Origin of the sequence: Micromonospora sp. Mcm103, from assembly GCF_024519755.1 — a bacterium.
Classification (GTDB): domain Bacteria; phylum Actinomycetota; class Actinomycetes; order Mycobacteriales; family Micromonosporaceae; genus Micromonospora; species Micromonospora aurantiaca.
Genome location: NZ_JALJRJ010000001.1, coordinates 247742 through 271023 on the forward strand (window position 1 = coordinate 247742; position 23282 = coordinate 271023).

Consider the following 23282-nt stretch of genomic DNA (forward strand, 5'->3'; position numbering starts at 1 on the left):
TGGTTTGCCGCCGGGACCGGTGGGAACGGCAGCGGTTCCGCGACGACGGAACGGAGAACCGGGCATGCGCATCGGCTACAAGCTCGCCTCGGAGGCGTTCGGGCCCCAGGAACTCATCCGGCAGGCGGTCCGAGCCGAGGAGGCCGGCTTCGACTTCGTCGAGATGAGCGACCACTACCACCCCTGGCTGGAGGTGCAGGGGCACTCCTGCTTCACCTGGAGCGCGCTCGGCGCGATCGCCGCCCGCACCACCACCCTCGGCCTCGCCACCGGCGTCACCTGCCCGTCGGTCCGCTACCACCCGGCGATCGTCGCGCAGGCCGCCGCCACCATGGCGCTGATCTCCGACGGGCGGTTCACGCTCGGCGTGGGCGCCGGGGAACGGCTCAACGAACACGTCGTCGGGCAGGGGTTCCCCAGCGTCCGGGGGCGGCACGAGCGGCTGCGCGAGGCGCTGGAGATCATCCGGCTGCTCTGGCAGGGCGGCTACCGCTCGTACGGCGGCCGGCACCTGCAACTGGAGGACGCCCGCATCTGGGACCTGCCAAAGCAGCCGCCGGTGATCGCCGTGGCGGCGAGCGGCCGGGAGTCGGCAGGTCTCGCGGCCGAGCTGGGCACCGGCCTGTTCGCCACCGAGCCGAAGTCGTCGATCGTCGACCATTACCGCAACGCCGGCGGCCAGGGCCCGCGCTACGCCGAGGTGCCGATGGCCTGGGCCACCGACGAGGAGACGGCGGTCCGCGCGGCCCGGGAGACCAGCCGCTGGGCGATCACCGGCTGGAAGGTGATGAGCGAGTTGCCCAACCCGGTGAACTTCGACGCCGCCACCGCCTGGGTCGAGGACCACCACATCCGGCAGCAGTTCTCCGTCGGCCCGGACGCCGAGCCGCACGTGGAGAAGGCGCGGACGTACGTCGAGGCCGGCTTCGACCACATCGTGCTGCAGAACGCCGGGCCGGACCCGGACGGCTTCCTGGACTTCTGCGCCCGCGACCTGCTCGCCCGCGTCCGCGCGCTCGGCTAGCGCTCCGCCGATCCCCCGCGCTCGGCCGGCCCGCGCGTCTCAGCCGGCCCTCGCGCCTCCGCCCGCGCACCTCAGCCGCCCACGTGGATGCCGGGACGGCGGGTCGGGTCCGGCTCGGACTTGCGGATGATCTCCCGCACCACCGGCGGGGTGTCGCCCCGGCCGAGGATGAGGTAGCGCAGCAGGTGCGCGATCGGGTTCCCCTCGGACCACTCGAAGTGGCAGTGCGGGCGAACCCCCGTCGCGTCCCGCAACGCGAGCAGGATCGCGGCTATCGCGTTCGGTGCCGCCGGGCTGCTGGCGCGCAGGATCCGGTAGCCGCCGGACTCCACCCCGTGCACCCGCAGCACCTGGCTGAACTGGGACGGGTCGCTCACGTCGATCTCCAGGAACAGCACGTCGGCGGCGCCCGGCACCGGGTTCATCGACCGTTGCGCCCGTTCCTTGACCCGGTACTCCTTCACCGACCCGGTCTGCCGCTTGTTGGCGATCAGGTGCAACCGCCCGTCCCGGGCCACCGACTCGTCGACGAAGCGGCGGGCCGCCTCGTCGAACTCGATCCGCTCGGCGCGCAGCTCGGTGGTCCGGGTGACCCGGGAGATCAGCGACACCGCGACGATCCCGGCGATGAAGAACCCGGAGATGGTGATGCCGTCCGGCTTCTCCACCACGTTCTCCACCAGCGCGTACAGCAGCACGGCGGTGAGCGACGCGAACCCGGCCGCGGCGGCGCGGCTGCGGGCGCGCACCGCCGCGATGGTCACCGCTATCGCGCCGGAGACCATCATCGCGAGGATGCCCGTGGCGTACGCGCCGGCCTGAGCGTTCACGTCGGCGGAGAAGGCGATCGTGATGGCGATGCTGATCGCGGTGTAGACCAGCACCACCGGACGTACCGCCCGCCCCCACTCCGGGGCCATGCCGTACGACGGCAGGTAGCGGGGCACGATGTTGATCAGCCCGGCCATCGCGGAGGCGCCGGCGAACCAGAGGATGAGCACGCTGCTGATGTCGTAGACGGTGCCGAACGCCTCGCCGAGGTGCTCGTGGGCGAGGAACGCCAGCGCCCGGCCGTTCGCCGGCCCGCCGGGCTCGAACGCCTCGGGCGGGATCAGCACGGTGGTCACGAACGTGGTGGCGATCAGGTAGACCGACATGATCAGCGCGGCGGCGGTGAGCAGCCGGCGGGTGTTGCGGATCCGGGCGTCCAGCCGCCGCTGCGCGTCCTCGCCCTCGCCGCGCACCAGCGGCATCATGCTCACCCCGGTCTCGAACCCGGACAGGCCGAGCACCAGCAGCGGGAACGCGAGCACGCTGGTGACCAGGACGTCGCCGGGTCCGCCGGCGTCGGTCAGCCGGCCGGTCCAGTCACCGAGCAGGCCCGGATCGGCGACGACCTCGGCCACCCCGGCGACCACCACCACCGCGTTCAACGCCAGGAACACCGCCACCAGCGGGATGGCCACCTGCACGGCCTCGCTGAACCCGAGCAGGAACACGCCGCCGAGCACGAGCAGCAGCGCCACCGTGACCAGCACCGCCGCGGTGCCGCCGTGCGGGAACGACCCGGGCAGCACCGGGTTCTCCAGCAGGTGCACGCTGGCGTCGGCGGCGGACAGCGTGATCGTGATGATCCACGAGGTGGCGACGAAGCCGAGCAGCACCAGCACGAAGATCTTGCCGCGCCAGAACGGCAGCAGCCGCTCCAGCATGGCCACCGAGCCCTGCCCGTGCGGGCTCTCCCGGGCCACCCGGCGGTACATCGGCAGCATCCCGAGCAGCGTCAGCGCCACGATCAGCAGCGTGGCCAGCGGGCTGAGCGCGCCGGCCGCCACGGCGGCGATGCCGGGCAGGTAGGACAGCGTGGAGAAGTAGTCGACGCCGGTCAGGCACATCACCTGCCACCACGGGTGGGACCGGGTCTGGTGCTCGCGGACCTCCGGGCCGACCGGCTCGACCCGGTGCGCGAACAACCACCGGTGCAGCCGGCCCGCCGGTGCCGCCGGCCGCGTCGGGGCCGCCACCCGTTCCGGCAGCTCCGGCACGGTACGACCGGCCCGCTCGGCGTGGTCGCCGTGCCGCCCGGCCCGGGCCGCCGCGGCCGCGTGCGCCTCCCGGCGCCGCTCCCGCGTACGCCGGGGCTGTTCCGGCTCCCCCGCCTGCCCCATCTGCTCCCCTTCGTCCCTATGACGACGGTAGGGGTTGTCCCGGGCGCGGCCCGGCCGAACCGGTCAAAGATCCGGTCCGCGGGTCAGCGCGTCGCGCACCGCCGCCGGGTCGGCCACGGTGACGGTGACCGCCGGGTGCCGCAGCCACGGGCCGGGGGCCAGCGCCGGCACCGGCTCGGCGAAGCGCAGGCAGAGCCCGCCGGCCACGCTGGCCCCGAAGGTCACCCCGCCGTCGGCCGCCGACAGGTGCGGGCCGATCGCCCGCCACCAGCGGTACGGCCCGCTCAGCTCGGCCCCGGTCACGTTGCCCGGCGTGGTGCGCAGCAGCCACGGCCCGAACCGGACGACGAGCGCGTCCGGGCCCCAGTCGAGCCAGGCCGTGGCGGGCCGGACGCCGAGCAGCGCCAGCGGCAGCCGGAACGCCGGGTCGAAGCGGAACGGGAAGCGGCGGACCGGGCCCGGCGGGAACGCCCCGGGGCCGGCCGGTTCGTCTGGTGGCACGGCGGCGACGTACCCGGTGCGGCGGGCCCGACACCCGCGGGCGGCGTTCCCGCGTCCCGCGCCCGGACGGCGGGACGCGGGAACCCCCCGTCCCGGCTACTGCAGGAACGCCCCGAGGGGCGACAGCAGCAGCCGGCCGAGCAGCGCGGCGTTGTCGTCCAGCCGCGTCCGCTCACACTCGCGGGCGTCCGGGTCGTGCCGGCAGCGCCAGATCTTCTGCGCGTTGCGCCAGGCCACGTTCCGGGTGTACTCCACCAGTTCGCCCTGGTACCAGTCGTCGATCTCGCCGTTCACCATGTCGATCATGAGCTGCCAGTTGTCCAGGTAGCCACGGCGCAGGTCCGGGATCCGCTCGGCGAAGATCTTGTTGATCTCCAGGTAGTCGCGGTGCTGGTCACTGCCGTCGATCGGCTCGGACTCCAGGCTGTCGAACGTGGTCACCAGCGCGAACGGCAGGTCGTAGTTGATGTGCGCGTTGACGCCCGCGGCGGCCGACGGCAGCGGCCGGGCGTCCGGCCCGCGCATCCGCTTGAACAGGCACGACCACGCCTTCGGGGTGCTCGGGCTGGAGTCGGTCCAGAACCGCAGCGCCTCGAAGTAGCGGGCCGCGAACTCCACGTCCAGCCGCGCCAGGAACACCGGGTCGCAGAACCGGTCGTCGTACAGGCCGTCGAGCACGGTGCTGGTGATGACCAGGTAGAGCTTGTTGAAGTCGGCGAGCGGGCAGCTCTCCTCCAGCGGCGGCAGCCGGACCAGCAGGTCCTGCAGCTTGGTCAGATGGTCCACGACCGCCGGCACGTCGGCGGGGTGATCGGCGAGCAACCCGACGATGTCCTGGTGCACAGGACCCCAGACCGGTTCGGTCATCTCTCCTCCACCGCGCCCCCGGCGCCCCCACGACGCCACCACCCCTGTTCCGCGGGACAGCCTGCCAGGCGTCGTCCACCCGGCGGATCCGTCGAACGACGTATTGGCGACGTACGCCTACTCCGCGCCGTTGCGCAGGAAGATGGCGCTGGCCTGCACCCGCGTGCGTACCTGGAGCTTGTCGAAGATGTGCGAGACGTGGACGCCGATGGTCCGCTCGCTGATGAACAGCCGCTGGCCGATCTCCCGGTTGGTCAGACCCTCGGCGACCGCGGCGAGCACCTCCCGCTCCCGCGCGGTGAGCGTCGCCAGCTCGTCCACCGCCGGCCCGGCGGGCGCCGCCGCCCGCTGCCGGGGCACCGGTGCCGGATCCGGCGCGGCGTCCAGGGGCACCCGGGCCCGCGAGGCGATGGTACGGATCTCCGCGGTCAGCGGCACCGCGCCGAGCGACTGGGCCATCGCGTACGCCCGGTGCAGCAGCTTGCCGGCGGTGGCCACCCGGCTGCGGCGGGCCAGCAGCGCCTCGGCCTGCCGCAACCGCGAGTACGCCGCCGGATAGGGGTGGTTGCGCCGGTCCCACTCGGCGGCGGAACGCTCCCACAGCGCCGGGTCGCCGCGGCCGTCGTCGAGCCGGCTCAGCTCGGCGTCGCAGAGCGCGAGGAACCCGTCGGCGACGTACCGCACCGGCGCGCCCGCCTTGGCGCTCTTGCCGGTCACCCGGTCGACCACCTCGCGCAGCCGGCGTACCGCGTTCGGGTCCACCTCGATCGTGCGGCCGGCCGCCGCCTCGGCCTCCGCGCGCAGCCCGTGCCAGGCCAGCGTGGCCAGCACGATCACGTCGTCGGAGCGGCTCTCGGTCAGGCCCCGCTGCACCGCCTGCCGGGCCAGGTCGTGCCGGCCCTGCCACATGGCCAGCCCGGCGCGCAGGATGAGCATCGGCAGCACGTGCCGGGCGCCGCCGCCGGCCAGCACCGTCGCCACCGCCTCCAGGTCACGGTCGGACGCCTCGACGTCGCCGTACCCGACGGAGAGCCGGCACCGGGCCAGCAGCAGCTCGACCGCGTCGGCCCCGGAGGGGCGGTGCCGCAGCGCGACGGCGACCACCTTCTCCGCCTCGGCCCACTGCCCCACCCGGAACAGCCCGTTCGTCGCCACCGCCAGCAGCCGGGTCTCCCAGGTGCGGCCTAGCCCCAGCTCGGCGACCCGGTCGGCGCCCCGGCGTGCCACCACCACCCCCTCCTCGAGGATGTTCAGCGGCCCGGTGAGCAGCTCGGCCAGGTGCAGGTACGCGCAGGCCACGTCCTCCGGCCGGCCGGACCGTTCGGCGGTGTCCAGCGCCCGGCGCATCACCGCCAGCCCGGCGGCCGGATCCTCCAGGAACGCCTCGCTGAACCCGAGCGCGGCGCTGGCCATCACCACCTCGGAGGTGGTGCCGGGCACGTCGGCGGCGAGCGCGAGGGCCTCCCGTGCCTGGTCACCGGCCTCGGCGTAGCGGCCCAGGTGCAGCAGCAGCTCGGCCAGCCGGGCGGCGGCCGTGCACCGCTCCCGCGGCGTGCAGTCGGGCGAGCCCAGCACCTGCCGGTACTCCTGCTCGGCGGGGGCGGACCGGCCGGCCGCGGCCAGGTAGCGGGCCCGGCGGATGCGCAGCGCGCAGACCGGCGGGCCGGACGGGTCGTCGGCCAGCTCCTCCAGCAGCGTCAGGGCGCGGGCGTGCTCCCCGCTGTGGTGCGCGGCCTCGGCGGCGTGGCTGAGCAGCTCGGCCCGGTCCACCTCGACCGGCTCGGGCCGTGCCCCGTCGGGCAGGACGGCGGCCGGCTCGGTGGCCAGGGTCAGCGCTGCCGACCAGTGGCGGTGCGCCTCGGCGTACCCGTGCAGCCGTTCCGCCTCGCGGGCCGCGGCCATCGCGGCGGGCAGCGCCCGGCCCGGCTCCCCGGCGTGCCGCCAGTGGTGGGCCAGCCGGGCCTGGTGCAGCTCGGCCGGTACGGCGGTGAGCGCCTCGGCGTAGCGACGGTGCAGCGCGGCCCGCTCGGCGGGCAGCAGTTCGTGGGCCAGGACCTCGGCGACCAGCCGGTGCCGCAGCCGGTAGCCGTCGTCGGCGCCGACCAGCAGCCGGTGCGCGACCGCCTCCCGGACCGCGTCGAGCAGCTCGTCCTCGGGCAGCCGCACCACCTGGGCCAGCAGCCAGTGCTCGACCGGCTCGACGCCGACCGCCACCGCGTGCACGACCGCGTGCGCCGGCTGCGGCAGCGCGTCGACCCGGTCGAGGAACACCTCGCGCAGCGTGTCGGAGAGACCGTCGCGGCCGTCGCGCCGGTCGCGGGCCAGTTCCTCCACCACGAACGGGTTGCCGCCGCTGCGCTGCCAGAGCTGGTCGGCGGCGTCCGGCGGAAGCGGCGCGCCGACCACGGCGGCGGCCAGCTCGTCGGTGGCGGACCGGTCCAGCGGCAGCAGGTCGATCACCCGTACCGAGCGCAGCCGGCGCAGCTCGGTGAGCACCCGGCGCAGTGGATGCGCGCCGCGCAGCGACTCGGCCCGGATCGCGGCCAGGACGGAGAGCTGGAGGTCGCCGAGGCCGGCCAGCAGGTAGAGCAGGAGCTGGCGGGTGCTGCGGTCGACCCACTGTAGATCGTCGAGGACGAGCACCAGCGGCCGTCCGCCGGCCACCACGTGCAGGCCCTGCGCGACGCGTTCCAGCAGCGCACCGGCGCCGTCCGGGCCGGGGGTCTCCTCGTCGAAGACCTGCAACACCCCGCGGATCGCCGAGGTGGTGCGCGCCTCGGACTGCTCGGCCTCGAGCCGGCGCAGCGCCTGCCGTACCGGGTGCAGCGGCGAGGCGTCTCCGATGTCGAGGCAGGTGCCGGTGAGCACCAGCGCGCCGGTCTGCCGCAGCTGCTCGCCGACCTCGGTCAGCAGGCGGGTCTTGCCCACTCCGCTCTCTCCGGTGAGGAACACCGCGCCGGTCTGCCCGGGCCGCAGGTCGTCGTAGAGCGCCGACCGCAGCGTCGCCATGGTCCCGGTACGGCCGACGAGCGGTGCCGTGTCCACGTCGCTGGCCATGGAACGCAGCCTAGTCACAGGTCCCCGCACCGTTCTACGGCCTCCGGGCCGGACTCGTACCTCTCGCGTCGACTACACGACTAATGGTTGCGGGTGCCCGACATACGTCGTCCTACAGATCCCCCGAGAACCCGGTGGTGAAAGTCTGCGGAGGTCGTCGGGCACCGCTATCGGGGAAAGGGTGGGTGCGATGTTGATCACCACGCCCGTGGGGAGTCGGGAAGCCGTCATCGCGGCGTGCCGGCCGGTGCCCGAGGAACGACGGATCGTGACCGTCCTCTTCGTCGACATCGTGGGCTCGACCCGGCTGGTCGAGCAGCTCGACCCGGAGGACGTGCGGGCCTTGCAGCGCGCCTACTTCGGCACCGTCGCCTCCGTGCTGCGCCGCTGGCGGGGCGTGGTGGAGAAGTACGTCGGCGACGCGGTGATGGCACTGTTCGACGCGTCCGGTTCGGACGGTCTCGACGCGTACCGGGCGGTGCGGGCCGGGCTGGACATCCAGGCCGCGCTGGCGCGGCGGCGCCCGGCCGGCGTCCGGCTGAGCGTGCGGGTCGGCGTGGCGACCGGTGAGGTGCTGCTGGACCTGGCCGGGGTCCGCGACGGCGGCCACGGCGCGGCCAGCGGCGCGGTGATCACCACGGCGGCCCGCCTCCAGGAGCACGCGCCGCCCGGCGGGGTCGTGGTCTGCCCGGCCACCCGGGACGCGGTGGCGGGGCTGGTCGAGCAGCGTCCACTCGCCACCCTGACGCTCGCCGGCAAGACGCTTCCGCTTGACGTGTGGCGGGTGACCGGGCCGGCCGGGAGCCGGCCGGCCCGGCACCGCGTCCCGCTCGTGGGCCGCCGCCGGGAGCTGGCGAGCGCGGCCGACGAGGTGACCCGGGCGCTGCGTGAGCGGCGTCCCCGCTGGATCTCACTGGTCGGCCCGCCGGGCAGTGGCCGCAGCCGGCTGCTGCACGAGGTGACCCGCGCCGTGTCGAGCGTGGACGGCGTGCCGGTGCGCCGGCGGGTGACTGCCTGCCCGCCGTACCCGTGCGGGGAGCTGGCGCCCCTGGCCGACCTGGTGCGGCCCCGGCCGGACGCGACGGGAGTGGACGGCCCGGGCGGCGTGCTGGCGGCGTTCCTGGCCGCGCCGGACGACGACACGGTGGCGCAGCGCGCCGTGGTCGCCTGCCGCGAGGCGCTGCTCGGCTTGGCCGCCGAGGCGCCGGTGGTGGTCGCGGTGGACGACCTGGACCGGGCCGCCCCGGCGCTGCGCCGGTTCCTGCACCAGCTCCACGTGGCGGCCGGTGAGCGGGGACTGCCGCTGGCGGTGGTCACCACCTGCGGATCCGGCTCGGCCGACCCGCTGCCCGCGCCGGCGCGGCGGATCCCGCTGGAGCCGCTGGGCCCGCTGGACACCGGGCGGCTGCTGCGGCACCTGCTCGACCGGGCCGGGCGGCCGGCCGCGCTCGCCGCGCGGCTGGTGACGCTGGTCGGCGGCAACCCGGCGGTCGCGGCGGCGTACGCGGGCGCGGAACCGTCCGGCGTACCCGCCGCCGCGCGCCGCCTGGTGGACGCCCGGCTGGACCGGCTCGACGGTACGCACCGGGCCGTGCTGCTGGCCGCTGCCGCTTCCGGCGGTCCGGCCGGGGCCGCCGCGGTGGAGGCGATGCTCGGCTGGCCCGCCGGCCGGGCCGAGCCGGTGCTGCGGGCGCTGGCCGCGGCGCGGCTTCTCCACCCGGTCGCGGCGGGCCGCTGGGCGGTCGACGCGCTGGTGGCGCGGGTGGCCGCGCTGCGGCTTTCCCGTGCGGTACGGGCGGACTTCGCCCGCCGCCTGCGTGCCGCGAAGGACACCGCTGCCGGCCGTGTGCCGGGAGCGGCGACCGGCGTCCCGTCCCGGGGCGCCGGCGAGCGGGAGGTCTGCCCGCTCGGGGCGGGGCGGTCGCGCCGGTCGGGTGGAGGGGCCCGACCGGCGCCCGTCCCGCCGGACCGGACCGATGCCTGCGACACGGTGCCCGGGCAGCCGGGCCGGGCCGGCGCGCTCCCGGCGGAGCCCGGACGGGCGGGCCAGCCGGTGCGGGCCGGACCGGCGGCCGCCGCGACACGGATCGTCCCGGGTGTCACGGCGTGGCCCGGGCAGCGGAGCAGCCCGTCGTCCGTAGTCGCAGCCTGGCCCGACCCGTCACCAGTGGTCACGGCGGGGCGGGAACGGCGGATCGGTCCGCCCTGGCGGGTGGGCCGGAACCGGCGAAGAACCGAGCCCGGCGGGCACGCGCTCGGGCTGGCGGCATGACGTCCGGGTCGGAGCGGGCACGGGGCCACTCCGGCCCGGACGTCACTCGGCGGGCAGGCCGGTCGGGCGGGCCGGACGGATCAGTCGCGGGCGATGGTGCGGCTGCGGCCCCGGAACTCGGCCACCACCTCGTCGCCGCGCCGTACCGTCACGTCGTAGATGCCGCTGCGGCCCTGCCGGACCCGCTCGGTGGCGTACGCCTCCAGCAGGTCGCCCTCGCGTACCGGGCGCAGGAAGCTGATCTCGCCGCCGGCCGCCACAGTGGCCGGGCCGTGGCTGTTGCACGCCAGCGCGAACGCGGTGTCGGCGAGCAGGAACACGAAGCCGCCGTGCCCGATCGCGTGCCCGTTGAGCATCGACGGGGTGACCCGCATCCGGGCCACCGCCGCGCCGTCGCCGGCCGAGACGAGCTCGATGCCCAGCCCCTTGGACGCCACGTCGGCGTCGAACATGTCGTGCGCCGCGGTACGGCCGCCGTCACCGCTCATCTCAGGACTCCCGCCGCTGGTCGACGATGCGGCGCATCTTGCCCATCGAGCGTTCCACCCCGTCCGGCTCGATGACCCGTACCGCCACCGACACCCCGATCGTGTTCTTCACCTGTTCGACGAGAGCGGCGCCGGCCCGGTCGGCCTCGTCGGCGGCGGCGCCCGCGCGCCGCTCCACGTGCACGGTGAGCGTGTCGAGCCGGCCCCGCCGGTCGAGCACGCACTGGAAGTGCGGCGACAGGGCCGGGGTACGCAGGATCAGTTCCTCGATCTGCGTCGGGAAGACGTTCACCCCCCGGACGATCATCATGTCGTCGGTCCGTCCGGTGATCTTCTCGATCCGCCGCATCGGGCGGGCGGTGCCGGGCAGCAGCCGGGTCAGGTCCCGGGTGCGGTAGCGGACCACGGGCATGGCCTCCTTGGTCAGCGAGGTCAGCACCAGCTCGCCCCGCTCCCCGTCGGGCAGCACCTCCCCGGTCATCGGGTCGATGATCTCCGGGTAGAAGTGGTCCTCCCACAGGTGCAGGCCGTCCTTGGTCTCCACGCACTCGACCGCCACACCCGGGCCCATCACCTCGGACAGGCCGTAGATGTCCAGCGCGTGCATGTCCAGGCGCTGCTCCAGCTCGCGGCGCATGTCCTCGGTCCACGGCTCGGCGCCGAAGACGCCCACCCGCAGGGAGGTGGCGCGCGGGTCGACGCCCTGGCGTTCCATCTCGTCCACGATGGCGAGCATGTAGCTCGGGGTCACCATGATGACCTCCGGTTCGAGGTCGCGGATCAGCATGACCTGGCGCTCGGTCATGCCGCCGGACACCGGGACGACCGTGCAGCCCAGCTCCTCGGCGCCGTAGTGCGCGCCGAGCCCGCCGGTAAACAGCCCGTAGCCGTACGCGACGTGCACCCGGTCGCCGCGGCGGCCTCCGGCGGCGCGGATCGAGCGGGCCATGAGCTTCGCCCAGGTGTCCAGGTCGGCGCGGGTGTAGCCGACCACTGTGGGACGGCCGGTGGTGCCGGAGGAGGCGTGCAGCCGGGCGACCCGCTCGCGGGGCACCGCGAACATGCCGAACGGGTAGTTCTCTCGCAGCTCCGCCTTCGTGGTGAACGGGAAGCGGGCCAGGTCGGCCAGTTCACGCAGGTCGTCGGGGTGCGCGCCGAGGGCGTCGAACACGCGCCGGTAGTGGGGCACGTTGTCGTACGCGTGCCGCAGCGAGTGCCGCAGCCGGTCCAGTTGCCGCGCGCGCAGCTCGTCGACGCCGATCCGCTCGACGGGATCCAGCTCGTCCGGACGGGGCGTGCGCTCCTCCACGGTGACCTCCTGGCACGACGGGCCCCGGACGCCGCGCGCCGGGCGCTGCGCCCACCGTACGCCCGCCACCCCCTCCCCCTCCCCCACCCCCCTCCCCCGCGATCTTGCACTTGCCGCCCCTCGGGTGTCCGCTTCGCCCGCTGTGCCGGGGCCGAAAGTGCAAGATCGCCGAGAGCGGGAGGCGGGGCGGCGGGCGGGGTTATGCTCTCGGGTGCTGGTGGGAGGTGTCGTGTCGGATCCCCGGGTCGATCCGGATGTCGACCTGCGCGTACCGGCCGACCGGTCGGAACTGTCCGCGCACCCGGCGGCCGTGCTCGGCGTGATCGCCGCCGGTGGCGTGATCGGTGCGCTGGCCCGGGCCGGCGCGCAGGCCGCGGTGCCGCACCGGCCCGGCGAGTTCCCGTGGGCCACGTTCGCCATCAACGTCGCCGGGTGCCTGCTCATCGGCGTGCTGATGGCGATGCTCGCCGCCCGCCCGGCCCACCCGCTGACCCGCCCGTTCCTCGGGGTCGGCGTGCTCGGCGGGTTCACCACGTTCTCCGCGTACGCGGTCGACGCGCAGCGGCTGCTGACCGACGGCGCGGCCGGTACGGCGGGCCTCTACCTGGCCGCGACGGTGCTCGGCGCGCTGGCGGCGGTCGCCGCCGGGGACACGGTGACCACCCGGCTGCTGCCCGCCCGGGACGGGAGCCGACGGTGACCGCCTGGGACGGGAGGCGACGGTGAGCGTTCTGCTGATCGCGCTCGGCGCCGCGATCGGCGCGCCGCTGCGCTACCTGACCGACCGGGCGGTGCAGGCCCGGCACGGCTCGCCGTTCCCGTGGGGCACGCTCACCGTCAACGTGGCCGGGTCGTTGCTGCTCGGCGGCCTGCTAGCGGCGCCCGTCGACCCGGGTGTGGCGGCGCTGGTCGGCACGGGCTTCTGCGGCGCGCTGACCACGTGGTCCACGCTCAGCTACGAGACGCTGCGCCTGGCCCGCACCGGGAAGCGCCGCCTCGCGTACGCGAATGTGGCGCTCAGTGTCGTCGCGGGCCTGGGCGCGGCGTTCCTGGGCTACGCCTGCGTCACCGCGCTGACCGGCTGACCGCGCCGGTCAGCGGGCCCGGCGTTCCGGGTGAGCCCGGTTCCATGCCCGCATCCGCTCCGGGTAGCCGGTGCGGGCCGCCTCGTACAGCGGCACCGCGTGCTTCTGGGCGATCCGGCCGGCGACGCGGGGCGAGCCGGTACGGCGGCGGATCCACTCGCCGTCGTGCGCGATGGCGACGACTGTGGTGTCGGTGGCGGTGGTCTCCGGTTCCAGGTAGAACTCGACCCCGCGCCGGCTGGTGACGAACGCCTCCAGCTGCGCCAGGTCCTCCTTGGTCGCCTCGCGGTCGAGCTTCGTGGGCGTCGTCGGGTCGGCGGCCCGGCGGCTGAACCAGCCCATGCCCGCCTCCTCTCCTCGGCGTTCGCTCCAGTGCAGCACGCCCGCCTGGCAGGCGGCTGGGAGCGCGGTGGGAGTCGGCTGGAGCGGCTCAGCCGATCTTCGCCGCCGGGGTTCCGGCATGCGCGTCCGGCGCGGCGCGGCGCTCCCGCAGCACCGGCACCAGCGCGAGCGTGGGCAGCAGGAGCAGCGGCACCACGCCGAGCGCGGACAGCACCCCGAAGTGGTCACCGAGGAAGCCGAGCAGCGGCGGGCCGGCGAGGAAGGCGGTGTAGCCGATCACGGCCACCACGCTCACCCGGGCCGGGGCCTTGTCCTCGTCGTCGGCGGCGGCGCTCATCCCGACCGGGAAGCCGAGCGACGCGCCGATGCCCCACAGCGCCACGCCGGCCACGGCGAGCGGGCCGGAGCCGGCCAGCACGGCGAGCGCGGCGCCGGCGGACGCCATCGCGATGGTCCCGTACAGCACCGGCACCCGCCCCCACCTGTCGATGGCGATCGTGCCGACGGTGCGGCCGAGCGTCATGCCCACCACGAACACGCCGAACACGGCGGCGCCGACGGCCTCGTCGACCTCGTACCCCTCCACGAACGCCACCGCGAGCCAGTCGTTGGCGCTGCCCTCGGTGAATGCCATGACCAGCACGAGCAGCCCGATCAGCAGGGTGCGGGGCTCGCGCCAGGCGGCCAGCAGCGCCCGCCGCCGGGCCGCCGCCTCCCCGTCGCCGGCCGCCTCGGCCGGTGCGGCGAGGAACGCCCGGGCTCCGAGCAGCGTGCCGGCCAGGACCAGCACGGACAGGACCGGCAGATGCACCCCGACGGGTACGCCGAAATGCGCCGCCCCGGCGCCCAGCCCGGCCCCGGCCACCGAGCCGAGGCTCCAGGCGGCGTGGAACCGGGGCAGGATGGTGTACCCGAGGCGCTTCTCCACCGCCGCGCCCTCGACGTTCATCGCCACGTCGCACATGCCGGAGCCGAAGCCGAACGCGGCGAGCCCGAGCCCGACCCCGACGGCCGATCCGGCCAGGCTGGCGGCGAGACCGGCCCCGGTCAGGCCGAGCGCGACGAGCACCACCGAGACGGCCACCGTGCGCGTCGGCCCGAGCCGCTGGGTGACCAGGCCGGCGGTGGGCATGGCCAGCAGCGAGCCCGCGGACACGCAGAACAGCAGCAGGCCGAGCCGGCCCGGGCTGAAGTCGAGCGCCTCCTGGGCCGCCGGGACCCGGGAGAACCAGCTCGCCACCGCGAGCCCGTTGAGGGCGAAGACGACGGCGACGCCGTTGCGGGCGGTCAGCACCGCCCGGGGCGCCGGTGGCCGCTTCCCGGCCGGTGCGTCGATGGTGCTGCTCACGGTGCGGTGGTCCCTTCCCCCGTCTGATCCCGACGACAATCGCACACCTGAGAGCGCTTCCACCACAAGCGCCGTTAAGGCTTCGCCCATCCGCGCCGGAGCAGGCATGATGCGGACATGGGTACGCCGACCGCACGTCCCGCCACGCTCGAAGACGTCGCCCGCGACGCCGGGGTGTCCCGGGCCACCGCCTCCCGGGTGCTCGGCGGCTACGGGTTCGCCTCGGCGGACGCCCGTGCCCGGGTGCGGGCCGCCGCCGAGCGCCTCGACTACGTGCCGGACCTCGCGGCCCGGGCGCTGGTGCGCGGGGCCGGGGTACGCCTGGTGGTGGCCGTGGTGGGCCGCGACGGCACGGTGCTGGACGACCCGTACGTGCACCGGGTGGTGAGCGCGGCGTCACGGGTGTGCGCGCCGCACGGCGTCGGCGTGGCGCTGGAGTGGCTGCCGCTGGCCGACCCGTCGGGGCTGGCCCGGCTCGGCGCGGACCGGGGCGTATGCGGCGTGATCCTGGTCAACACGACCCAGGCCGCGCTGGACGCGGTGCCGCCGAGGCTGCGCGGCCGGGTCGTCTCGATCGGTCGGGGCTCGCCGACGGTGCCCTCGTTCGACGTCGACAACGCCGGTGGCGCGGGCGAGGTGCTGCGTCACCTGTACGCCACCGGCCGGCGCCGCATCGTCATGGTCACCGGGCCGCGCTGGCTGAGCTGCGCCGAACGGTCGGTCACCACGTACCGGGAGCTGATGCGGGAGTCGGGGGCGCCGGAGCGGCTGGTCACCGGCGACTTCACCACGGCGCGGGGCGGCCGGGCGGCGCTGGAGGCGCTGCGCCGGTGGCCGGACGCCGACGCGGTCTACGCGGCCAGCGACGCCACCGCCTTCGGCGTGATCGCGGCGCTGCGCGGGCGCGGCGTGCGGGTGCCGCACGACGTGGCGGTGGCCGGGTTCGACGACCTGCCGTACGCGGCGATCAGTAGCCCGCCGCTGACCACCGCGACCCACCCGGTGGACCGGATCGCGGCCGCCGCGGCCACGGCCGTGCTGACGCGCGCGCCGGCCGCCCCGAGCACCGCGTTCCCGTCGACGCTTGTCGCCCGGGAGAGCGCCTGAGCACCGGTCACTGCCCGGCGAGCGGGACGAGCGGCCGGCGGACGTTGAGGACCTGGCTGGTGACGAGCGCGACCACACCGCCGATGAGCGCGTCGACGAACCGCACCGGCACGAGCGTCTCGTTCGGTGGCGACACCACGGCCAGGTAGAGCGCGGAGAGCGTGGTCGGCACGGTGCTGACCGAGCTGGCGCCGACCGCCACCGCCAGCGTGACGGTGAGCAGGACGACCACGAGGACGGTGCTGGTGGTGCGCGGGCCCAGCGCCTGCACCACCAGCTCGGCCACGAGCACGCCGACGGCCACGCCGAGCACCACCTCGGCGGTACGGCGGATGCGCCGGCCGGGCGCCAGCCGTGCCGGAGCCGCCCGGCCGCCTGCCGGAGCGCCGACGCGACCCGGCTCGCGGTCGCTGTCATCTTCCCTTCCGGTCTGCGTACCTCATCCTGCGGCCCGGCGGGACCGGCCGGTGGCCGGGCGCGCGGCGGTTCACGCTGCGGTGGACGTGTTCGGGCCGGTCGGCCCTGGCCGTCGCCGGGCGGACGTCCGTCAATGGGTACGGGAGAAGGAGGGGTCCGATGGGCGGGGTCATGACGTGGATGTACCGGGGCGGCCGGCCGAACCGGCTGGCCCGGATGATGAACGCGCTGTCGGCCTGGCAGTACGGCGCCGGCCTCGCCCCGCGGCACTGGGTGACGATGGAGGTGCCGGGCCGCCGGACCGGCCGGACCGTCTCGGTGCCGATAGTGGTCGCCGACCTCGACGGCGAGCGGTACGTGGTGTCGATGCTGGGCGCGGGTGCCAACTGGGTGGCGAACGTGCGTGCCGCGGACGGGCGGGTGGTGCTGCGGCGTCGCCGCCGCGAGCCGGTCCGGCTGGTCGAGGTGCCGGTGGCACAGCGGCCGGCGATCCTGCGGCGGCACCTGGCGCTGGCCCCTGGTGCCCGGGCGCACGTGCCGGTGGACCGGCACGCTCCGCTCGCCGAGTTCGCCCGCGTCGCCGCCGGCATCCCGGTGTTCCGGGTCGTGGCGGGCACCGGATGAGAACACCCGGACACAACATTCCAGAATATCGAGCGCGACGGTTTCCCGGGGTCGGCCGAATGGGAGAGACGGCCGGTAAGATCGGCGACACGAAGGCGGCTGATCGCTGACTGTCGCGCCCGCCGCGGGCGCTCACACTTGCCGCATGAATACGAGACTCCGCCGCAGCCGGGCATTCGGACTCGCGGTGTGTCTCGCCCTCGTGGCGATATTGAGCGGCTGCATGCAGCTCAACCTCGGGCTGACCGTGAACGATGACGACACGGTCTCCGGTCAGCTCCTGCTCACCGCGCCGAAGTCCGTGCTCAAGCAGCGGAACCCGGATCCGGCGGTGGCGTTCGCCGAACTGCGGCCGAACATTCCCTCACTTCCGCCCGGAGCGGAGACCCGGTACGAGGACGCCACCTCGTACGGCATTCAGATCACGTACCGGAAAACGCCGCTGGCGCAATTCACGAGCGAAAGCGTGAATCTTGTCCGGGACGAGGATCTCATTCGCTTCTCGCTCCCGCTGGACCCGAAGAAATACGGCGGCAAGTTCGGACAGCAGGATCCGCGCCAGCAACAGGCGTTCATGACCTTGATGGAGTTCGAGATCTCGGTGACGTTCCCCGGCCGGGTGCTCGACACGAACGGCACGATCACCGGACGCTCGGTGAGCTGGAAGGTGGTCGCCAACCAGCCCAAGCCGGCCGAGTTGCGTGCCGTCGCCCAGGCGCCCCCGCCGCCCGCCACCAGCCCGGCGGCAGTGGTGACCGGGGACGGCTCCTTCCCCTGGCTGCCGGTCGTCGCCGGCGCGGTCGTGCTCCTGCTTGTCGTCGCCGTGGTGGTCGTGCTCCTGCTGCGCCGCCGGGGCTCCCGCGGCGGCCCGGACGCGACGGCCACCGCCGGCCCGGGTGCGCCCGCCGGCCCCGCGCCTGCCGCCACCACGGGCTCGGCCGCACCGGCACCACCCGCCGGTCCGCCGGTCTGAGACCCACCGAGCACCGACGGCGTCCGCGCCGGCGGCCCACCAGCACACCGGGCGGAACCCGGGGTTCAGCGAACCCGGACGCCGCCGCACCACTCCACCCCGACCGCACCACCGCACCATCGAAAAGAGGGGGATCGCCGTGAACGATCTCTTCACCTGGGCCGCCCTGGGGAGCCTCACCGGCGCCAGCGCCGCCACCCTGCTCGCCACGAACGTCATCGGCGGGCTGATCGGACCGAGCGGCGACAAGGCGCGCAAGTGGATCGCCCTGGGCGTCGCGCTCCTGCTGTCCTACCTGACCGCCGCCTTCGCCGACGACGCCGGCCCGGAGAAGTGGATCATCGCGTTCTTCAACGGTCTGGTGATCTTCTCGGCCGCGCTCGGCGTCAACCAGCTCCCCCCTGGCAACCGGCAGGCGACGCAGGCGTCGCCGACCCAGCTCGCCCAGGGCCGCGAGCCCCGCTTCGTCCGCTCCTGGGTCTGAGAGAGGTGACCCCATGATCTTCGGCATCGTCAGCGCCGCCGTCCAGATCGTCTTCGGCGCCCTGCTCGGACAGCTCGCCGCCGGCACCGTCGGCCTGCTCGTCGGCGCGGTCGTCGGCCTGCTCGTCGGCGCGCCGTTCGGCTGGGCGTCCGCCTCGGCCGGCACGTACGGCGCCGACCCGAAGGGGATCTTCCTCTTCGTGATCGACCACACCTGGAGCCTGCTCAACACGTTCGCCGGGGCGCTCTACCTGGCGCTGCACCTGGTCTTCGGCCACCAGCTCGACCGGGTCGTCTCGGCCGGCAGCGGCCGGGTCAACGTGATCGAGGGCGTCTCCCCCCGGTACGCCACCACGATCGGCACCGTCTGCGCCGGGTCCAGCCCGGGCATCCAGCGGCACGAGGACGTGCACGTGTTCCAGGCCCGGCTCCTCGGCCCGTTCTACCTGCCGCTGGTGGCGCTCAACTACGTCCTGTTCACCGTGGCGCCGGTGTGGCTGCTCTGGCACGACCACACCAACGCGCCGATCAACCGGTTCACCCGCTACTTCGAGATCGGCGTCTACCCGCACGTGTGGAACGAGGCCATCGCGTACCGCATCCAGGGGACACCACCGCGATGACCGGCGCGATCGAGGCGGCCGTCGCGGACGTCGCGAGCTGGCTGGCCGGGGCCGCGGGTGAACCCGTACCGGTCGGTCCGCCGCGCGACGACCCCGGCGGCGGCCTCACGGTCTGGCCGCTGGAGCTGCGACCGGCCCGGCAGACCGCTACCGGCGGCGCCACGCGCGAGCCGTACCGGTTCGTGGTCCGCCTGCTGGTCTCCGGCGGCGGGCCGGCGGCGCTGCCCGCGCTGGACCGGGTGCTCGCCGCCGCCACCACGGCGGGCCGGCCGGAGCTGGTCCTGGACGCCGGCGACCCGGCGCTGTGGCGGGCGCTGGGCGTGGCGCCCCGGCCCGCGCTGCTGCTGGACGCGCCGGCCCGGGTGGAGCGGCCGGTCCCGGTCGCACCGCCGGTACGCCAGCCGCTGCGACTGCGGCAGCTCGGCATGCGCACGCTCGACGGCCGGGTGGTCGGCCCGCAGGACCAGCCGCTCGCCGCCGTCCGGGTGGAGCTGGTGGGCACCGCCCAGGCCACCGAGACCGACGCCGCCGGCCGGTTCCGGCTGGCCGGCGTGCCGCACGACCCCGCCGCGCCGGACGCCCCGGTGCGGATCCGGCTGGTCGGCGCGGGACGCGTCCACACCGCCGAACTCGATCCGGACGGCGACCACCTGATCGTCGTCCGCGCGCCCGACTGACGTCCGAGGAGGACCGATGCCCACCTACTTCTCCCCCGGCATCTACGTCGAGGAGGTGCCCAGCGGGGCCCGCCCGATCGGGCCGGTCGGCATGAGTACCGCCGCGTTCGTCGGGGTCGCGCCCGACCGCGGCGCCCACGTCGGCGAGGCGCTGGCGGTGAACAGCTGGACCGAGTTCCTGCGGCTGTACGCCGACGGCGAGCAGCTGGAGAGCACCCCGCTGGCCCGCGCCGTGTTCGGCTTCCTGGACAACGGCGGCACCCGCTGCTGGGTCGTCAACGTCGGCGAGGGCGGCCGGCTCACCGGCACCGGCGGGCGGCGCGGCGGCCTGGAACTGCTGGAGGCGATCGACGAGATCTCCATCCTGGCCGCGCCCGGCTACCACGACCCCGTGTCGCACGAGGCCCTGATCAGCATGGCCGAGCGGCTGCGCACCATGGTCGCGATCTGCGACCCGCCGCCGGAGGTCACCGACGTCTCGCGGCTCACCCGCGTCGCCACGCCGGGCAAGCCGCCGAAGCCCGCGTCCGCCGGCGCGGCCGCGTCGTCCGACAAACCCGCCGAGGGTACGCCGGGCGACGGCGACGGCGAACCGCCCGGCACCGGCGGCGACCGGCCCCGGCAGTCGGACTTCGCCACCTTCTACTTCCCGTGGATCCGGGTCCGCGACCCGCTCAGCGGCGACCTCGTGCTCCCCCCGCCGAGCGGCCACGTCGCCGGCATCTGGGCCCGCACCGACGCGCTGCGCGGCGTGCACAAGGCGCCGGCCAACGAGCCGGTACGCGGGGCCGTCGACCTCGCGTACCGGGTGACCCGGCCGGAGCACGACGTGCTCAACCCCAAGGGCGTCAACGTGATCCGGTTCTTCGCCGGGGAGGGCATCCGGCTGTGGGGTGCCCGTACGCTCGCCGCCGAAGCCAGCGAGTGGCGCTACCTGAACGTGCGGCGGCTGTCCATCTCCATCGAGCAGGCCATCGCGGGCGGCACCCGGTGGATGGTGTTCGAGCCGAACGACTTCACGCTGTGGCGCTCGATCCGCCGCGACATCGGGGCGTTCCTCACCCGGGTGTGGCGCGACGGCGCGCTGCTCGGCCGTACGCCCGAGGAGGCGTTCTTCGTGAAGTGCGACGAGGAGACCAACCCGGCCGACGTCCGCGACGCCGGGATGGTGGTGGCGCACATCGGCATAGCCGTGGTCAAGCCCGCGGAGTTCGTGGTGTTCAAGCTGAGCCAGTGGGCCGGCGGCACCGAGACCGAGACGATCGGAGGCTGACATGCCCACCACTGCGACGCCGCAGCCGGGCGCACCCGTCGACCCGTACCGGGCCTACCACTTCAAGCTGCTGATCAACGGCATCACCAACGGGCACTTCACCGAGGTCAGCGGCTTCGAGGTGGCGATACCGGCGCTGTCGTACCGGGAGGCGGGCAACGAACGCATCCGGGCCGTGCCCGGCCAGGTCGAGTACGCCCCGGTCACCCTCCACTTCGGCCTGACCAGCTCGCGGGAGCTGTGGGACTGGGTGAACGCGGCGGCGAAGGGCACCGTCAACCGGCGCAACGTGTCGGTGGTGCTGCTCGACCCGGCCGGCACCGCCGAGGTGCTGCGCTGGAACATGATCAACGCGTGGCCGACCCGGTGGCGGGGCGCGCACCTGAACACGCTGTCGCAGGAGATCGCCATCGAGGCGCTGACCCTGGCGTACGAGGGCCTGGAGCTGGAGGCCGGCGGTGCCGCCGCCCCGGCGACCGCGTGACCGGCTGGCCCGCGCGCTGCGGGCCGCCGCGGATCGCCTGTCCGGACCGGCCCCGGCCGAGGACGCGCCATTCTCCCCCGGACAGCCGCCCGAGCACTGGCGGCTGCTGGTGGCGGCGCACGCCCCCGGCCTGCTGCGCGACCTTCCCCCCTCCGCTCCTCCCCCGCGCTCCGTCGAAGGGCGCCGGAGGGGGCGGTGGCGGAACTGGATGGCACGTGTAATCGACGGAATTGCCGGATCCCGCAACGGCCCGTCGAGATCTTGGTACGAAAGGGCCCCCATAGGGGCCGTTTCCTACCAAGATCTTCTGCAGGTCTTGGAGAGTGGGACGGGGATCTCGGTTGGTGGGGAGGACACGGCGGGGGCGGAGACGTTCCCGCCAGCGGTGGACGCTCGGTGCCGCTCGCACGACGTGGTACGCCCGGGCGGCGCCGGGTCACGTGAGGACGCTCCGGCATGCGAATGCGTAACGTCACCCGGCCCAGCCGGATCGGGGTGCGTCGCCGATCGATCCGGGTCGCGGGACGCCCTCGGCAGTTCAGGCACCCACGGCACCCCGGCCACCAGCACCAGCACCAGCACCAGCACCAGCTTCACAGCGACCGCCGACACCGGACGAGCAACAGGGGCAGGCACCGGCAGCAGCGATCGCAACGGCACCGACAGGTTCAACGACACCGACAGTTCCGCCGGCATCGGTACCAGCGCGCCCACCAGCGCTGACCGGCGCACCGGCCCGGACGGCAGCCGTGACGCGATCGGATCGCGAGGCCGCGTCGCGTCCGGCGACCCGGCCCAGCCGTCAGCCCCGAAGCGATGGCCCGGTCGCAGCCCGGGTCGGGCGGACGCGCTCCGGAACCTCGCACAGGTCCGCCGAGGCCGGGCACGGCACCGGGATGACGACGCCGGGGCGGACCTCTCGCCCGATCGAGGGGATGTGCTCCCGCTCGTCTTCGCGGCTGCGCCACCGTCGTCGCAGGGACCGGCCGCACGCACTAGGGAGGACCGGGCCGGGCCGGCGAACGGTCACGACGGACACGGGCCCGTGAGTGGCCGCGGCCGAACCGGGCCGGCTGACGGTCGCGGCGGAGCCGTCGACCACTACCCGGCCGCGCATTCGCCGTACCCGAACGGACACGACCCGGCCACCGGCGACGAGTTCCGGACGCGACAGTGGCAGCGACCCACGCGACCCCCGTCCGGCAACCCGTGGCCGGTCCTGCCGGACGACGCCGGCCCGGCCCGGACGACGAGCCCGGCCGGCGCGGCCCGGGCGACCGACGGCGGAGCACACGCGGACCCTTGGCCGGTGCTCCCGGCCGAACCGGCGTGGCTTCCGACACGGACCACGCCGTGGGGTGACACGGCCCGGCTGGACCGGGAACAGGCGGGTGACTGATGGAGCGCGTCGCCTTCCTCGTGGACGAGTCCGGTACCCGCGTGGACTGCCTGCTCAACCCGGAGACCGTGCAGGTGACCCGGCTGGCCGGGGTACGCCCGCGCGGCGGGCCGGACGGGCCGCTCATCGGCGCCGGACTGGCCGACGACCCGCTCGTCTTCACCGGCGGCGGACGTACCGAACTGGTCCTGGACCTGCTCTTCGACGTCGACTTCGTGGAGTCCCCGGCCCGGCCGGAGGACGTCCGCGCGCTGACGCGGCCGCTGTGGATGCTGGCCGAGAACTCGGCGGTCGAGCACGGCTGGCTGCGCCCGCCGCTGGTCCGCCTGGTCTGGGGCAAGACCTGGAACGTCCCCGGTGTGATCACGGCGATCGCCGAACGGTTCGACGCGTTCACCCTCACCGGGACGCCCCGGCGGTCCTGGCTGCGGTTGAAGCTGGTCCGCGTCGCGGAGGGCGCGGAGGCGGCGCGCGCCGGGTTCGAGGAGGAACTGGCCGCCGCGAGCACGCCCGCCGTCGCGCCCGGTTCGGCGGTGGTCGCCGCCGCCGACGGCGCGGCCGAGCCGGGCTGGTCCGGGGTGCGCTTCGACCTGCTCGCCCACGACGCGCTGGGCTCGCCGCTGCGCTGGCGGCTGCTCGCCGAGCACAACCGGATCACCGACCCGCTGACCGTGCCGGCCGGCACCGCGCTCGCCGTTCCGCCGGTCGGCGCCGCCGCGTCCCCGCCGGATGCCGTCACCACGGGAGGCACGCCGTGACCC

Annotated in this window: 22 protein-coding genes; 13 read left to right on the top strand and 9 right to left on the bottom strand. The window is 75.0% G+C overall.

Annotation, left to right across the window (positions count from 1 at the left end; genetic code table 11):
• Positions 1–64 precede the first annotated feature (64 nt).
• Positions 65–1024, top strand: a complete 960-nt coding sequence (locus tag OC439_RS01185; RefSeq protein WP_262011758.1) for a TIGR03557 family F420-dependent LLM class oxidoreductase — start codon at positions 65–67, stop codon at positions 1022–1024.
• Positions 1025–1095: 71 nt separating this feature from the next.
• Here OC439_RS01185 and OC439_RS01190 read toward each other — a convergent pair whose 3' ends face one another.
• The 4 genes from OC439_RS01190 to OC439_RS01205 all read right to left on the bottom strand — a co-directional run bounded on the left by OC439_RS01190 (position 1096) and on the right by OC439_RS01205 (position 7617).
• Positions 1096–3192: an amino acid transporter gene (locus OC439_RS01190; protein WP_262011759.1), complete on the bottom strand. Its 2097-nt coding sequence runs from the start codon at positions 3190–3192 to the stop codon at positions 1096–1098.
• A gap of 63 nt (positions 3193–3255) precedes the next feature.
• Positions 3256–3693: a hypothetical protein gene (locus OC439_RS01195; RefSeq protein ID WP_262011760.1), complete on the bottom strand. Its 438-nt coding sequence runs from the start codon at positions 3691–3693 to the stop codon at positions 3256–3258.
• Between the two features lie 96 nt (positions 3694–3789).
• On the bottom strand, positions 3790–4560 hold the full coding sequence (locus OC439_RS01200; RefSeq protein WP_135240450.1) for a DUF5995 family protein: 771 nt from the start codon (positions 4558–4560) through the stop codon (positions 3790–3792).
• A gap of 117 nt (positions 4561–4677) precedes the next feature.
• Positions 4678–7617: a helix-turn-helix transcriptional regulator gene (locus tag OC439_RS01205; protein WP_262011761.1), complete on the bottom strand. Its 2940-nt coding sequence runs from the start codon at positions 7615–7617 to the stop codon at positions 4678–4680.
• A gap of 268 nt (positions 7618–7885) precedes the next feature.
• On the opposite strand from OC439_RS01205, the gene OC439_RS01210 reads away from it, so the two are divergent.
• On the top strand, positions 7886–9889 hold the full coding sequence (locus OC439_RS01210; RefSeq protein ID WP_262011762.1) for an adenylate/guanylate cyclase domain-containing protein: 2004 nt from the start codon (positions 7886–7888) through the stop codon (positions 9887–9889).
• Between the two features lie 80 nt (positions 9890–9969).
• On the opposite strand, the gene paaI is transcribed toward OC439_RS01210, so the two are convergent.
• Together paaI and paaK are read right to left on the bottom strand one after the other, a co-directional pair.
• Positions 9970–10377: a hydroxyphenylacetyl-CoA thioesterase PaaI gene (paaI, locus tag OC439_RS01215; RefSeq protein ID WP_262011763.1), complete on the bottom strand. Its 408-nt coding sequence runs from the start codon at positions 10375–10377 to the stop codon at positions 9970–9972.
• Position 10378: 1 nt separating this feature from the next.
• Positions 10379–11686, bottom strand: coding sequence for a phenylacetate--CoA ligase PaaK (gene paaK / locus OC439_RS01220; RefSeq protein WP_315985900.1), 1308 nt, complete (start codon positions 11684–11686; stop codon positions 10379–10381).
• 217 nt (positions 11687–11903) lie between these two features.
• Here paaK and OC439_RS01225 point away from each other — a divergent pair, with 217 nt between their 5' ends.
• Positions 11904–12386 carry a FluC/FEX family fluoride channel gene (locus OC439_RS01225; RefSeq protein ID WP_262011998.1) on the top strand — a complete coding sequence of 161 codons (483 nt, stop codon included), beginning with the start codon at positions 11904–11906 and terminating at the stop codon, positions 12384–12386.
• A gap of 22 nt (positions 12387–12408) precedes the next feature.
• Complete coding sequence (locus OC439_RS01230; protein WP_262011765.1) at positions 12409–12771, top strand: fluoride efflux transporter FluC; 363 nt, start codon at positions 12409–12411, stop codon at positions 12769–12771.
• Positions 12772–12780: 9 nt separating this feature from the next.
• Here the strand turns inward: OC439_RS01230 and OC439_RS01235 are convergent, their stop codons facing one another.
• On the bottom strand, positions 12781–13113 hold the full coding sequence (locus OC439_RS01235) for a hypothetical protein (protein WP_120569611.1): 333 nt from the start codon (positions 13111–13113) through the stop codon (positions 12781–12783).
• 88 nt (positions 13114–13201) lie between these two features.
• The gene (locus OC439_RS01240; RefSeq protein ID WP_262011766.1) at positions 13202–14461 is read right to left on the bottom strand and encodes an MFS transporter; all 1260 of its coding nucleotides are present in this window, start codon (positions 14459–14461) and stop codon (positions 13202–13204) included.
• 117 nt (positions 14462–14578) lie between these two features.
• On the opposite strand from OC439_RS01240, the gene OC439_RS01245 reads away from it, so the two are divergent.
• Positions 14579–15568 carry a LacI family DNA-binding transcriptional regulator gene (locus tag OC439_RS01245; RefSeq protein ID WP_262011767.1) on the top strand — a complete coding sequence of 330 codons (990 nt, stop codon included), beginning with the start codon at positions 14579–14581 and terminating at the stop codon, positions 15566–15568.
• A gap of 7 nt (positions 15569–15575) precedes the next feature.
• On the opposite strand, the gene OC439_RS01250 is transcribed toward OC439_RS01245, so the two are convergent.
• Positions 15576–15920 carry an FUSC family protein gene (locus OC439_RS01250; RefSeq protein ID WP_315985901.1) on the bottom strand — a complete coding sequence of 115 codons (345 nt, stop codon included), beginning with the start codon at positions 15918–15920 and terminating at the stop codon, positions 15576–15578.
• Positions 15921–16144: 224 nt separating this feature from the next.
• Between OC439_RS01250 and OC439_RS01255 the strand changes: the two genes are divergently transcribed.
• The 8 genes from OC439_RS01255 (at position 16145) to OC439_RS01290 (ending at position 23279) form a co-directional block, all read left to right on the top strand.
• Complete coding sequence (locus OC439_RS01255) at positions 16145–16609, top strand: nitroreductase family deazaflavin-dependent oxidoreductase (protein WP_262011768.1); 465 nt, start codon at positions 16145–16147, stop codon at positions 16607–16609.
• A 145-nt stretch (positions 16610–16754) separates the two neighbouring features.
• On the top strand, positions 16755–17582 hold the full coding sequence (locus OC439_RS01260; protein WP_262011769.1) for an LppM family (lipo)protein: 828 nt from the start codon (positions 16755–16757) through the stop codon (positions 17580–17582).
• 139 nt (positions 17583–17721) lie between these two features.
• Positions 17722–18066 carry a hypothetical protein gene (locus OC439_RS01265; protein WP_262011770.1) on the top strand — a complete coding sequence of 115 codons (345 nt, stop codon included), beginning with the start codon at positions 17722–17724 and terminating at the stop codon, positions 18064–18066.
• A gap of 13 nt (positions 18067–18079) precedes the next feature.
• The gene (locus tag OC439_RS01270) at positions 18080–18688 is read left to right on the top strand and encodes a glycine zipper family protein (protein ID WP_262011771.1); all 609 of its coding nucleotides are present in this window, start codon (positions 18080–18082) and stop codon (positions 18686–18688) included.
• Positions 18685–19365 carry a carboxypeptidase-like regulatory domain-containing protein gene (locus tag OC439_RS01275; RefSeq protein ID WP_262011772.1) on the top strand — a complete coding sequence of 227 codons (681 nt, stop codon included), beginning with the start codon at positions 18685–18687 and terminating at the stop codon, positions 19363–19365. Before OC439_RS01270 ends, OC439_RS01275 begins: the two co-directional genes overlap by 4 nt.
• A gap of 16 nt (positions 19366–19381) precedes the next feature.
• Positions 19382–20638: a phage tail sheath family protein gene (locus OC439_RS01280; protein WP_262011773.1), complete on the top strand. Its 1257-nt coding sequence runs from the start codon at positions 19382–19384 to the stop codon at positions 20636–20638.
• 1 nt (position 20639) lies between these two features.
• A complete protein-coding gene (locus OC439_RS01285) occupies positions 20640–21122 on the top strand; it encodes a phage tail protein (RefSeq protein WP_013286679.1) in 483 nt (160 codons plus the stop codon).
• A 1398-nt stretch (positions 21123–22520) separates the two neighbouring features.
• Entirely contained in the window at positions 22521–23279 is a 759-nt protein-coding gene (locus OC439_RS01290) for a hypothetical protein (protein WP_262011774.1), read from the top strand.
• Positions 23280–23282: the final 3 nt, after the last annotated feature.